Source organism: Amphritea japonica ATCC BAA-1530 (assembly GCF_016592435.1).
GTDB classification, from domain to species: Bacteria; Pseudomonadota; Gammaproteobacteria; order Pseudomonadales; family Balneatricaceae; genus Amphritea; species Amphritea japonica.
The window spans coordinates 581,844-595,444 of record NZ_AP014545.1 but is presented as its reverse complement, the minus strand read 5'-3'; the positions used below and the strand labels follow the sequence as shown (position 1 = coordinate 595,444).

The 13,601-nt window shown below is 46.2% G+C and carries 10 protein-coding genes and 4 tRNA genes; 3 read left to right on the top strand and 11 right to left on the bottom strand.

Annotated features, from left to right (window positions below):
* Window positions 1-203 precede the first annotated feature (203 nt).
* From AMJAP_RS02765 to AMJAP_RS02755, 3 genes are read left to right on the top strand one after another with little or no spacing between them, the layout of a single operon-like run.
* Window positions 204-1,850 (top strand): peptidase domain-containing ABC transporter, encoded by a 1,647-nt coding sequence (locus AMJAP_RS02765; RefSeq protein WP_169336937.1) that lies wholly within the window; start codon window positions 204-206, stop codon window positions 1,848-1,850.
* Window positions 1,851-1,854: 4 nt separating this feature from the next.
* Window positions 1,855-4,014 (top strand): peptidase domain-containing ABC transporter, encoded by a 2,160-nt coding sequence (locus AMJAP_RS02760; RefSeq protein WP_019620693.1) that lies wholly within the window; start codon window positions 1,855-1,857, stop codon window positions 4,012-4,014.
* A complete protein-coding gene (locus tag AMJAP_RS02755) occupies window positions 4,011-5,366 on the top strand; it encodes an HlyD family type I secretion periplasmic adaptor subunit (RefSeq protein WP_019620694.1) in 1,356 nt (451 codons plus the stop codon). Before AMJAP_RS02760 ends, AMJAP_RS02755 begins: the two co-directional genes overlap by 4 nt.
* Before the next feature lie 145 nt (window positions 5,367-5,511).
* Here the strand turns inward: AMJAP_RS02755 and AMJAP_RS02750 are convergent.
* The 11 genes from AMJAP_RS02750 to AMJAP_RS02700 form a co-directional block, all read right to left on the bottom strand.
* Window positions 5,512-5,588, bottom strand: a tRNA-Arg gene (locus AMJAP_RS02750).
* 42 nt (window positions 5,589-5,630) lie between these two features.
* Window positions 5,631-5,707: transfer RNA gene (locus tag AMJAP_RS02745), tRNA-Arg, on the bottom strand.
* Window positions 5,708-5,776: 69 nt separating this feature from the next.
* Window positions 5,777-5,853, bottom strand: a tRNA-Arg gene (locus AMJAP_RS02740).
* Window positions 5,854-5,857: 4 nt separating this feature from the next.
* Window positions 5,858-5,947, bottom strand: a tRNA-Ser gene (locus AMJAP_RS02735).
* A 67-nt stretch (window positions 5,948-6,014) separates the two neighbouring features.
* Window positions 6,015-6,197, bottom strand: a complete 183-nt coding sequence (gene csrA, locus AMJAP_RS02730) for a carbon storage regulator CsrA (RefSeq protein ID WP_019620695.1) — start codon at window positions 6,195-6,197, stop codon at window positions 6,015-6,017.
* Window positions 6,198-6,349: 152 nt separating this feature from the next.
* Window positions 6,350-7,585: an aspartate kinase gene (locus tag AMJAP_RS02725; RefSeq protein WP_019620696.1), complete on the bottom strand. Its 1,236-nt coding sequence runs from the start codon at window positions 7,583-7,585 to the stop codon at window positions 6,350-6,352.
* A gap of 39 nt (window positions 7,586-7,624) precedes the next feature.
* The gene (gene alaS / locus AMJAP_RS02720; protein ID WP_026339994.1) at window positions 7,625-10,177 is read right to left on the bottom strand and encodes an alanine--tRNA ligase; all 2,553 of its coding nucleotides are present in this window, start codon (window positions 10,175-10,177) and stop codon (window positions 7,625-7,627) included.
* Window positions 10,178-10,376: 199 nt separating this feature from the next.
* Complete coding sequence (locus tag AMJAP_RS02715; RefSeq protein WP_019620698.1) at window positions 10,377-10,835, bottom strand: regulatory protein RecX; 459 nt, start codon at window positions 10,833-10,835, stop codon at window positions 10,377-10,379.
* A 115-nt stretch (window positions 10,836-10,950) separates the two neighbouring features.
* Window positions 10,951-11,991 (bottom strand): recombinase RecA, encoded by a 1,041-nt coding sequence (gene recA, locus AMJAP_RS02710; RefSeq protein WP_019620699.1) that lies wholly within the window; start codon window positions 11,989-11,991, stop codon window positions 10,951-10,953.
* Between the two features lie 97 nt (window positions 11,992-12,088).
* Window positions 12,089-12,583, bottom strand: a complete 495-nt coding sequence (locus tag AMJAP_RS02705; protein WP_019620700.1) for a CinA family protein — start codon at window positions 12,581-12,583, stop codon at window positions 12,089-12,091.
* A gap of 87 nt (window positions 12,584-12,670) precedes the next feature.
* Window positions 12,671-13,600, bottom strand: coding sequence for a lysophospholipid acyltransferase family protein (locus AMJAP_RS02700; protein ID WP_040404142.1), 930 nt, complete (start codon window positions 13,598-13,600; stop codon window positions 12,671-12,673).
* Window position 13,601 lies beyond the last annotated feature (1 nt).

Sequence of the window (13,601 nt, the reverse complement as noted above, 5' to 3'; positions counted from 1 at the left end):
TTAAAAGCAACCTATTCAGAGTATTAAAAACTTTCGAAGGCCTTGAGAATAAGGCCAAACAGATGCAATATAACCCGAGACAAAAGTGTCTCAATTCAATATGTTGCATTACGCCCTGGTATATAAGAGCTCATATGAGTAGGAATAGGTCGGAACATTTTTCAATTAGGAAGCTAAAAACACCAGGAACATGGAGTCACCCTGTGGTTTTGCTCTCCTCTCTGGCTATCAACATCCTAGCCCTTGCCCTCCCTACAGTCATACTTCAAGTGTATGACCGTATCATTCCTAATCAAGCAACAGAGACCTTTATATTCCTCATATTGGGCATGCTGGGCGTGGTTGTTCTCGATACAGCGCTACGGATTTTTCGCTCCACTTTACTAAGCTGGAGCGGCGCTCAATTTGATCATCGCGAAAGCCTTAAAGCGATGAACCACATTCTAAATACCGACAACGCTGCATTTGAAAAAGAACCTGCCGGATATTACCTCGATAAAACCCAGGCCTTGGAGCAGATTCAAGAATTTTATTCCGGTCAATCGATCCTACTCGTCATGGACTTACCTTTCGTCCTACTATTCTTAGCACTTATCTGGGTCATCGCCGGGCCGCTCATCATGATCCCTGTCGTGCTATTACTAGTGTTTTTTATTGTTGCAGTAATCACCGGCCGCCAGTTACGCCATGCACTCGAAACCCGTTCAGTTATGGAAGACAGGCGACAAAACTTCATCATTGAGACCCTTAAGGGGATTCACACCATTAAATCAATGGCGATGGAAGCACTGATGCTGCGACGCTATGAGCGATTACAACACCAATCAGCTGAAAGCATTTACGATCTAAGCCGCATTAACAGCATTGTCCAGGGTATAGGCGCCACTTTTTCGCAACTAGCCGTCGTCGCGTTTGTCGGTATCGGCAGCATCTCTGTTATTAGCGGCGACCTGACCGTCGGCGCCCTGGCAGCAGGCACTATGCTTTCCAGTCGCGTATTACAGCCCGGTTTGAAAGCTATGGGGTTCTGGTCACAATTCCAAACACTACGCCTGGCAATGGAGAAGATAGAAGACCTATACCAACAGCCGAAAGAAAGCGGCGGAGCAATTCGACAAGAGTCCGGCCTAAGCGGAAAAGTGGAGATTCGCAACATCAGCTTCGCACACCCGGGACAAGACAACACTCTGATCAAAGATCTCTCTCTTGTTGCTTACCCTGGCGAAACCATTGGCATCACTGGCAATAATGGCAGCGGCAAAAGCACATTGGTCAGCCTTCTTTCTGGTTTCCTCAAGCCTGAAACGGGACAAATCTACCTGGACGATCATGACATCCGGGAATACGACCTGGAATTTTTACGTGCGCAGATTGGCATCATGCCTCAAAGAGGCATCCTGTTCGAAGGCTCTATTCTTGAGAACATGACCCTATATCGTGAAGGCGAGGCTCTACAACAAGCCCTTCAGCTATCAAAAATTCTCGGCTTAGAAGAAATTGTAGCTAGACTACCCGACGGATTAGATACTCAAGTAGGGGGCGCTGCGGTAGATGCTCTCTCTGAAGGAGTAAGACAAAAAATAATTATGGTGCGATCACTAGTCGGCCATCCTCAGATTATTCTATTCGATGACGCTAATGCCAATTTCGATATCAAAAACGATGGCAGGCTACTCAATGTCATCAAGGATATGCGGGGTTCCAGAACAATGATTATTGTTACCCATCGCCCATCATTTTTGCGCATCTGTGATCGCCAATACATCCTGAAAGAGGGGCACCTCGAAGAGTACATAGACCCCTATATCGCCTTCCAGGCAACACAAGCCGCTTCACAGGCAAAGGGATAATTAGATGAGCAGCAACCCGCGCCCAATGATGGCCTCAGAACAACTTGCCGACGATCTTCGAAACCATAATGAAACGGCTTTCAAAAAAGTTTCCCCTTTCTCTTCCTGCTTACTCCCTCTGTTAAGAGAGCTCGGCTGGAACAACTACGCAAAAGAACTGATCGAAGCTCTTCCGCATTTCTCTGAACAGATAGATCTGATCGATGTACGTAACATGCTGGCCACACTAGGCTATGAAAGCACACCGGTTAAAACATCCGTTTCTGATCTTAAAAAAGAACTTTATCCCGCCCTGTTTATCTCTGATAACAATCGAGTATTACTACTTCAAGGCTTAGAGGATGAAACAGTATTCTTCTATGATCCAGAAAGCGACAGTTACGAAACATCAACGGCGCTAGACCTACAAGGCACCGCATATCTTTTTACCGACAACCATGCTCATCACGGGAGTAACACCCCCGAGTTAACTAACGACTGGTTTGGTAGCCTACTGCAACGGTTTAATAAAATGATCATCCACCTACTTGGCATGACATTTATTATCAATCTTGCCGCCCTATTAGTACCACTATTTATTATGGTGATATACGACAAAGTCATCGGCGCAAAATCAGCAGAGACCCTGCCTTTTTTAATCACAGGAGCCGCCATTCTCTTAGCTGCTGATTTAGGATTACGTTATTTACGGGCAAAGCTTCTCGGCGTCACTGCTGGACGACTTGATTACCTGATAGGCGTTGAGACTTTCAAACGAATGCTCTACCTGCCACCCCTCTATACCGAACGCTCCACGGTGGCCGCACAGCTATCACGCTTAAAACAATTTGACTCTGTAAGAGACTTCTTTACCGGGCCCAGCGCAGCTATTGCCCTGGAACTTCCATTTGTCATTCTCTTTCTTATCGTCATCGGAATATTAGGCGGTGTAATAGCCCTGATACCACTGGCAATGGTGATAGGCTTTATCATGTTAGGGCTGTTCTGGATGCCTATGCTAAATAGCAAAATAATGCGTGCAGGCAAAGCCAGGACCGATAAACAGCGAATTATTATGCAGACCGTCGCCGGACGGAAAGAGATTAAATCCATTGGCGGCGAAACGGTCTGGTGGGAACGTTTCAGAGAGAACTCAGGCGAATCAGTGCTATCTAACTATCAAACCTTCCTCTCAAATAACGTAATGAACAATCTTGCCCAGGGCATGATGACTTTTACAGGTGTAGCCGTACTTGGCGTAGGAACAATGCAAGTGATGGCAGGGGATATGACTATTGGCGCACTCATTGCCATCATGGCATTGGTATGGCGCGTCCTATCTCCACTGCAAAGTGCTTTCCTTTCGTTTTCTAAATTTCAACAAACCATTAAAGCGATTCGGCAGATCAACCAACTAATGAAACTAAGAAATGAATGCTCCAATGGCAAATCCGGGCTTATTCTGGAAAAGCTCAAAGGAGATATTCGTATTGAACGAGTCAGCTTCCGCTACGGACCCGACAGAGATCCGGCATTACTAGGCGTATCATTCCAGATTAAGCCCGGAGAGATGGTAGCCATCAGCGGCAATACAGGCTCTGGCAAATCGACCCTGATGAAAATGATTGCTGGCATGTACGCACCGCAAGCCGGCTCACTTCAGCTTGATGGCATGGATCTACGCCAGCTTAATGCGATGGACCTAAGACGAGCTATCGCCTATGTTCCCCAGCAAATCCACATGTTCCACGGCACCATTGCCCAAAACATACGTTTAAACAACAGTTTAGCCACTGATAAACAAGTACGCGACGCTGCTGCTGAAGCCGGCGTACTGGACGAAATCATGGCACTACCAGAAGGACTAGATACAAGAATTGGCGATACTACTATTGACCGCATGCCTCCTGGATTTCTTCGCTCTTTATCGATGGCCAGAGCTTTTGTTAGCCCGGCCAAAATCCTCTTACTGGATGAACCCGGCGCCTCGCTAGATGACGAGTCGGATAAACGATTTGTTGAACAACTGAATAAAATCAAAGGGAGTCGCTCAATTATTATGGTTAGTCATCGACCCAGCCATATACGGCTCGCAGATAAAGCAATTTTGATGGAGCAGGGAGCCGTGATTCATGCAGGCTCTCCTGATGAAGTCGTCAGCCTGTTGCTGGAGAATGCAGCATGAGTAGTAAAAACGATAATGTTTTCTCATCCCGTAGTGGCGCTAGCTTGCCGAGAGCCCGGGCTCGTTTTTTGGCACAAGCGATTCAACTCGAGGAGCATAACCCTTCTGCCATCATTAATGCGGCTATATATTTCACCGCTTTTATCCTTGTCGCAGCAATCGCCTGGGCATTCTTCACCAACGTTGACGAAGTCACTTCGGCCCGTGGTGAAGTGATTCCCGCCGGCCTTATTCATGATGTACAGCACCTTGAGGGAGGCATTGTCAGCGAAATAGTCGTCAGGAATGGAGATACCGTTCGAGAAGGCGATCTTCTCTTACGTTTTTCACCACCCGCAAGCCAGTCAGAATTAACTCAAACCGAGATCAGGCGCGCCTCTATGATTCTCGAGGGCGAACGGCTTCAGGCGATTATTGAAAACAGGCCCCCAGACTTCGGCGAGATCGGTAAACAATACCCGGCACTGACCAAAAAACAGCTCACAATATATAGCGCTGAACTGGCAAGCCATGCCAGTGAGTTAAGCGTTATTGATGCCCAGATATATCAACGTGAACAAGAGCTACAGCAACAGGAAAACAGAGTCACTTCCGTTAAAAAAAGCATTAAGCTACTCTCTCAACAAGTACGTATGCGCAAAGAGCTTTTCAAAAGCAGAATTGTTTCCGAATCAGAGCTAATATCCAGTCAAACTGATCTGACTAACAAACAAAGTGAAGAGCGAAACCTTATTGACGGCATTCGGGTTTCGAAATCAGCACTGGCTGAAGCTAAAACTCGCAAAGAAGAATTAAAGTCGCGCTTTATTAAAGACACAGAGCTCAAAGCAGGCGAGGTAGGCGAACAACTGGCAGAAGTCGAACAAACGTTGATCAGAGCTGAAGACAGAGTTAATCGACTGGATGTCTACGCTCCCCTCAGCGGCATAATTCAGGACCTCTCTATTACACGCATCAATGCCGTCGTTGAACCTGGACAGGTTATTATGCAACTGGTGCCCACCGGGGATGAGATGGTCGTAGAAGCACGAGTATCACCTAGTGAGATAGGCCACATCCATCCAGGCCAAAGAACCGAGATCAAGGTCGACAGTTACGACTCAGCCCGTTTTGGGATTGTCACCGGTATTGTCGAACGAATTTCAGCTTCAACCTATCTGGATGAAAAGAAAAACCCTTACTTCCGCGCAGAAATCAGCCTGGACGCCAGCGTCGTCGGCGGCAACCAAAGCATGCTAATATCTCCCGGAATGACCGTCACGGCCGACATAAAGACCGGTTCCAAGTCAATTCTTGATTACCTGCTCAAACCCATCTCACGTGGTTTAAATACTGCATTCAGAGAACGCTAATAAATTAATGCTCAATAAAAAAACCGCCATCCGGCGGTTTTTTTATACTTATAAACACAGTAATAGCGCACGAAATCACATGCGGATAACGCATATAAATGACAATAAAATATAGGAACTTTCAAACACTAACGAGGAAAATAGATGGCGCGCCCGGCACGATTCGAACGTGCGACCGCCTGGTTCGTAGCCAGGTACTCTATCCAGCTGAGCTACGGGCGCTAAAAAGGTAAAACAGATTAAAACCACAAAGTTTGAGAAGGTTGGCGCGCCCGGCACGATTCGAACGTGCGACCGCCTGGTTCGTAGCCAGGTACTCTATCCAGCTGAGCTACGGGCGCGTATAAAACCCAAACTTGTTGTATTCCCATTTGTAACCAATTTCTAAGACTATAAAAAGCCTTTGAAAATGGCGCGCCCGGCACGATTCGAACGTGCGACCGCCTGGTTCGTAGCCAGGTACTCTATCCAGCTGAGCTACGGGCGCTAAATGGCGGTGAGCGAGGGATTCGAACCCTCGATAGAGTTTCCCCTATACGCCCTTAGCAGGGGCGCGCCTTCAGCCACTCGGCCAGCTCACCTAAACAACGGCGCGTATAGTACAAGATTGATTTTCAAAAGAAAAGCGCTATTCCTAAAAAATAAAAATTATTCGCTGTCTTGCTCTTTTTCTTTCTGAATACGCTGATAAATCTCTTCACGATGAACAGAAACATCCTTAGGCGCGTTTACACCGATCCGAACCTGGTTACCTTTAACCCCCAGTACCGTAACTGTAACATCATCTCCAACCATCAGTGTTTCACCAACTCGACGAGTAAGAATAAGCATAGATAAATCTCCTTATTTAACAGACAAGTACTACCGACCTGACATATCCTGTTTGCTCTTCAGCGAAATAACGGGCTGCCGCAGGATTACCTTGCGTTAAACATTAATTATTGTGCAACAGCAGTCTAACTATAGACCACTGCTGATATTTTTTATTCGCTAACAGTATCAGCTGCATCCAGATCGAAAGCAGAGTGTAAACCTCGCACCGCTAACTCAAGATACTTCTCTGCAATTACAACTGAAACCTTTATTTCAGACGTCGAGATCATCTGTATATTAATATTGTCGCCTGCCAATGTATCAAACATCTTAGTAGCAACGCCAGCATGAGAACGCATTCCCACGCCTACAATAGAGACTTTAGCAATTTTATTGTTACCGATGACTTCACGCGCTCCTAACTCCTCTTTAACCTGCTGAAGAATCTCTTCTGCAACAGCAAAGTCATTACGGTGCACTGTAAAGGTAAAGTCAGTAGAATTATCCGCAGAAATATTCTGAAGAATCATATCCACTTCAATATTGGCACGACTTATCGGACCCAGAATACGAGAAGCTACACCTGGGATATCTGGTACACCCAGAACTGTCAGTTTCGCTTCGTCGCGGTTAAATGCAATCCCTGAGATGACCGGCTTTTCCACTGTATCGTCTTCCTCTGTTGTTATAAGCGTACCAGGGCCTTCCTGAAAACTATGAAGAACCCGAAGCGGTACATTATATTTACCCGCAAATTCAACAGCACGAATTTGCAGAACCTTTGAACCGAGACTGGCCATTTCCAGCATCTCTTCAAAGGTAATCTTATCCATACGCTGCGCACCTTCCACAACCCGGGGATCCGTTGTATATACACCATCAACATCCGTGTATATCTGACACTCATCTGCTTTTAACGCTGCCGCCAAAGCAACACCTGTAGTGTCTGAACCTCCACGCCCCAGCGTAGTGATATTACCGTCAGGATCAATCCCCTGAAAGCCAGCAACAACAACCACACGACCTTTATCAAGATCAGTACGCATGTTATCTACTTCAATATCCTGAATACGTGCTTTCATATGCACATCATCAGTCATAATTTTTACCTGGCCACCGGTGTAAGATCGCGCACTTACACCCCGCGCTTCAAGCGCCATGCAAAGTAATGCAATCGTCACCTGCTCACCGGTAGACACCAGCACATCCATTTCACGAGGACTCGGCTGCGACTGCATCTCCTTTGCCATACCGATCAGGCGATTTGTCTCTCCACTCATAGCAGAAACAACCACTACAATATCATGCCCGGCCTCACGGAAACCTTTAACCTTATCCGCTACTCCCTGAATACGATCAACGGTACCAACCGAGGTTCCACCATACTTCTGTACATATAGGGCCATAGTTACCTGTTCCCATCATCAGCCTCTCGGCTGCCATTATTACAAATTCTGTTCAACCAGAGCTTTCACATCTGCTAACGCTACTGAAAGCGAGGCAACATCTGTACCACCACCCTGAGCAAAGTCAGGGCGACCTCCACCCTTTCCACCAAGCTTAGCCGTCAACTCACGCACTAAATCACCCGCCTTTATCTGACCAGTAAGATCCTTAGTGACACCCGCAGCCAAGCTTACCTTCCCCTCAGTAACCGTCGCCAATACGACAACACCGCTACCCAGTTTATTTTTCAGCTGATCAATAGTGTCACGCAGCGCCTTAGGATCAATACCCTCAAGCTGTTCTGCCAGCACTTTAACGCCTTTCACTTCAACAACGTTACCTAAAAGGTCAGCGCCTTTTGCCGCTGCCAGCTTTGCTTTCATTTGCTCCAGTTCTTTTTCCAACTGGCGACTCTTGCCGATCTGCTCTTGCAATTTAGTTTCTAGTTGCGCAGCTGACTGGTCAATAAACTCCATCGCCTTAGCACCGGTAACCGCCTCTACCCGCCGTACACCCGCTGCTATACCACCCTCTGAAACAATCTTCAGCAACGCAATATCACCGGTACGATTAGCATGAGTACCACCACAAAGTTCGACAGAGAAGCCTTCCCCCATAGTTAAAACACGCACAGTCTCATCATACTTCTCACCAAACAAAGCGGCTGCACCAGTTGCTTTAGCTGACTCAATATCCATGATATCAGTGCGCACTTCTGAGTTCAGGCGTATCTGCTCATTGCAAATCTGCTCAACCTTCTTCAACTCTTCAGGCTTAACGGCTTCAAAGTGCGAAAAATCAAAACGCAAACGACCTGCATCACAAAGAGAACCTTTCTGTTGAACATGCTCGCCCAAAACCTGACTTAGCGCTTCATGAAGAATATGCGTTGCAGAATGGTTAACGGCTGTCGCCTGACGTAGGACCCGGTCTACTTGCGGAGCTACCGTATCCCCCACTTTTAAAGAACCACTGTTGAGCACACCATGATGAAGGTGATTTTTCGATTCTTTGGTACAATCCTGAACATCGAATTCAACACCTGACGCAAGTAATAATCCCTTATCGCCGACCTGGCCTCCAGACTCTCCGTAAAAAGGAGTCTGATCCAGTACCACCATGCCTTTATCACCTTCATTCAGCTGCTTAACTGCTTCACCATCGCAGAACAAAGCGACAACGTCAGCCGAACCATTTAACTGCTGATAACCTGTAAACTCGGTATGCCCATCCAATTGAATCGCATCATTATAATCAACATTAAACTTACCCGCAGCACGGGCCCGGTTACGCTGGTCATCCATCGACACTTCAAAACCAGCCATATCAACTGTGAGCTGATGTTCTCTGGCTACATCCGCGGTCAGATCAACCGGAAAGCCATAGGTATCATATAATTTGAATACTGTTTCACCAGGAATCTCTGCACCTGCAAGGTTACTAATAACATCCTCAAGCAAGCGCAAACCATGGTCTAACGTCTTGGCAAACTGCTCCTCTTCTTTAAGCAGCACACGCTCAAGCTGGGCTTGCTTCTCTTTAAGCTCTGGATAGGCATCACCCATCTCAGCAACCAGAGCACTAACCAGGGTATTAAAAAAGGCACCGGAAGCGCCCAGCTTATTACCATGACGCACCGCGCGACGAATAATACGCCTTAGCACGTAGCCAGCACCTTCATTTGAAGGGATAACACCATCACAGATAAGAAAAGCACATGATCTAATATGGTCCGCGATCACACGTAATGATTGCGTATCTGTTTCTTTACAACCGACAGCAGTAGACGCTGCCTTTAAGAGATTTTGAAACAGATCAATTTCATAATTTGAGTGAACACCCTGTAGAACCGCCGCTATACGCTCAAGCCCCATGCCGGTATCAACAGAAGGTTTAGGCAAAGGCGCCATCTCACCATCTGCAGAACGGTTGTATTGCATAAAGACAAGGTTCCAGATTTCAATATAGCGATCGCCATCTTCTTCCGGGCTTCCTGGAGGGCCTCCCCAAACATCGGCACCATGATCAAAAAATATTTCACTGGATGGACCACAAGGACCTGTATCACCCATAGACCAGAAATTATCTTCATCCAGCTTCGAGAAGCGCTCAGGATCGATACCAACTTCATCTTTCCAGATTTTTTCAGCTTCATCATCAGAGACATGTACAGTAACCCAAAGCTTCTCTTTAGGCAGCTCAAGTACCTCGGTCAGGAACACCCAGGCAAAGCGGATAGCATCACGCTTAAAGTAATCACCAAAACTAAAGTTCCCCAACATTTCAAAGAATGTATGGTGACGGGCGGTATACCCAACATTATCCAGGTCGTTATGTTTACCCCCGGCACGAACACAGCGTTGACTGCTCGTAGCGCGATTATATGAACGCTTATCACTTCCCAGGAAAACATCTTTAAACTGAACCATTCCCGCATTAGTAAACATCAGGGTTGGATCATTTGCAGGAATCAGTGAACTACTTTCCACAATCTCATGGCCATGGTTCTGGAAATATTCCAAAAAGGCCTGACGCAGTTCAGCACTTGTCATATTTTTCATGGTTTTAATCGCTCGTAATACCTGACCGTCACCAGCACTACTTCTAAGCAATATTAAAACTTAGAAAAAGGCTCGAAAATCATTATAAAAATGGCGGGGTAGTATATAACGAGACAATAAAATCTACGAATTTTTTTGTTTAAGACTATTTTCTGATCAAAATTAGTACAACTAAAACACTATAGGTAATTTAATCGCTTTCATCGGCAGCAGCTATCGCATAGCCAATCTGCTCTGAATTGAAGCCTCTTTGTGACATGAATCGCATTCGCTTAGCCCGTTCTTTGTAATCATTAGCTAATAATGCTGCTTTATATTTTCGTTTGTACCTATCTGCAGCCAACTCAAACCAATCGATTTCTGCCGCTTCAAATGCACTAGCAATCAACTCACTATTCACCCCTTTACGCTGCAATTCAAAACGAATCTTGATCAATCCCTGTCCCTGAGATGCTCGCATGCGTATAAAACTTTCGGTAAAACGCTGATCCGATTGATACCCACGCTCAATCAACTCATCTAACACTATATCAAGATCAATAAGTTCACTTCTGGCAATCAGCTTTTCTTTCAGTTCTTTCCGTGAATGCTCCCTTCTCGCTAACAGGTAGATAGCTGCGTTTTTTGCTGCACTTTCATTTTCAAACATCTCTTATGCCTCAAAAGATAATTTCTTTGACCAGCACCACTCGTTAACCATCTTCAACCATCAAAAAAGGAGCCTATAGGCTCCTTCATAATTACAAATCCTGGCCAGACCTGCTTTAAAGGTCTAACTGAGGCTCTGCTTCTTCGCTTTCTGTCTCTTTTCCTTTCGGTGCTGCCAGCAACCTTTCTCTTATAGCCGTTTCAATTTCATTAGCTATCTCAGGCTTCTCTTCCAGGTATTTAGCTGCATTCGCTTTACCCTGGCCAATTTTATCGCCTTTATAGGCGTACCAAGCACCGGACTTATCCACCAGGCCTTCTTTAACACCCAGGTCGATCACTTCACCCATATGGTAAATACCCTTTCCATATAGGATCTGGAACTCCGCTTGGCGGAACGGTGGCGCTACTTTATTCTTAACGACCTTCACTCGGGTTTCGTTGCCCGTAATTTCATCACCCTGCTTAACGGCACCAATACGACGAATATCCAACCGAACAGATGCATAGAACTTAAGCGCATTACCGCCAGTTGTAGTTTCCGGGCTGCCAAACATAACGCCAATCTTCATCCGAATCTGGTTAATAAAGATCACCAGGGTATTAGCGTTTTTAACATTACCCGTCATTTTACGCAGTGCCTGTGACATCAAGCGTGCTTGCAATCCCATATGGGAGTCACCCATATCGCCCTCAATTTCGGCTTTAGGGGTCAACGCAGCAACAGAGTCAACCACCAACACGTCAACCGCGTTTGAACGCACCAACATATCGGTAATTTCCAGCGCCTGCTCACCGGTATCAGGTTGTGATACCAGCATTTCATCCACGTTTACGCCTAGCTTTTCAGCATACGTAGGGTCAAGTGCATGCTCAGCATCAACGAATGCGCAGGTCTTACCCATCTTCTGCGCCTCTGCAATCACCTGCAGCGTCAGCGTTGTCTTACCAGAGGACTCTGGCCCATAGATTTCGACAATACGTCCCGTCGGCAGACCGCCTATTCCCAGAGCAATATCCAGGCCTAATGAACCAGTTGAGATTGCAGGTATCGCTTCCCGGGGATGATCCCCCATCTTCATAACAGCGCCTTTACCGAACTGACGCTCAATCTGACTCAGGGCAGCATCAAGTGCTTTCTGTCTGTTTGTATCCATTATAGTGACCTATCTCTGCTGAGCAGTTAAAATACTGTACGTTTGGACAGTATTATTAACAGAGCCAAGCTGCTTTGCAAGAAAAAAATATGTTTTTTTATACAGTATTTTTATTCAGTTGTTTTACAAGCCCTTTTAATGCGCCAACAACCGCTTGTTTCCTAACACTCTGGCGATCGCCCGCAAACTGGTAACGGCCTGCTTCAACCTCGCAACCGTCAAAATACCATGCGATCCAGACTGTTCCAACGGGCTTTAAATCGGTTCCACCGCCCGGGCCTGCAACTCCACTGATAGCAACACTAAGCTGCGCCCGACTTTTCTGAACAGCACCCTTTGCCATAGCAACAACTACAGACTCACTGACTGCACCATCACTGATAAAGAGTGATTCAGACACTCCTAACATCTGCTGCTTAGCTTCATTGCTATAGGTTACAAAACCACACTCAAACCACTCCGAACTTCCAGCCAACGCCGTAATTTCCTGCGCTATCCAACCACCAGTACAGGACTCGGCCGTAGCAATACGCACCTGTTGATCAAGCGCAAGTTTTGCCAGCCCTTCCACTAACAATGTTATCTTTTCCATAAACTGTCCAACTTAAGCATTTGAATTTTAATTTACAAAAAACATAGTCTCTCATCGAACACTGCTTCTGTCTTTTTATAAAAACCACTAGCAGTCTCGCTTTTTGAAAAAACGTTCCGGAAACTTCTTTTCTAGCTTTAATCGTGACAGCCAATACCAGTGGATATAATCATCTTTCAACCACCTTTCAAGAGTTTCATTCAAAAGCTCTGCCAAGTCAGCTGCCGTTCCAGCACCATATTCACCGTTCACCGGAACCAAAGGTGATTCCACAACCGCCTCAAAGTCAGCACCGTCCTTTCGTGTTAAATGAATGGGAATAATGGGGACTTTAAATTTTTCCGACAACCTTGCCGCCATCATTCGATTGCCAGCACTTGGGATATTTCTTCCCAGAGCAGGAGCCCAAACTAAGCCATCTTTCTCTTCATCAATAAATAGAATCAAATTATCTCCAGTCTTCAGGCAGGCAACTAACTCTCTCGTTGCACTGGCCGAAGCAGGAATGAATCTGTTCCCCTGTTCTTCAGGGCTTAAATGCCTACGCACTTCCATCGCTACCTTCAGAAAAACCTTTTCCGGGATAGGATCATAAAGCACAGTGGTAGAAATATGCGAACGCCTCATCACCTCTAAAATCAGTTCCCACTGCCCCGTATGCGCACTAACAAAAATAACAGGACCTGCTAAATCCCGCAGATGCTCCTCCCCCTGCACCGACAAGCGGTTCCTCGCAATCTTGTGCAGTACTGGATACTCAGCATATACACGGCCAATGTGCATAGCATGCTGAATAATGCGCTGCTCTCGGGTCTTGAAGTCTGCAATACCTTCCAAATATTCAAAATTACGATGTAGGCGATTGATCCATGGGCGCTTTGCCTTTATTGATCTGCTCGCCTCAAAATAAGCAATTCGAGCACCAACCCCTGACGCAACATCAATGGGTAATAAACGAAATACTCTGGCTGAAAACAACTCACACCACTGACGTAGCAATGCCGCACGCTTTACCATT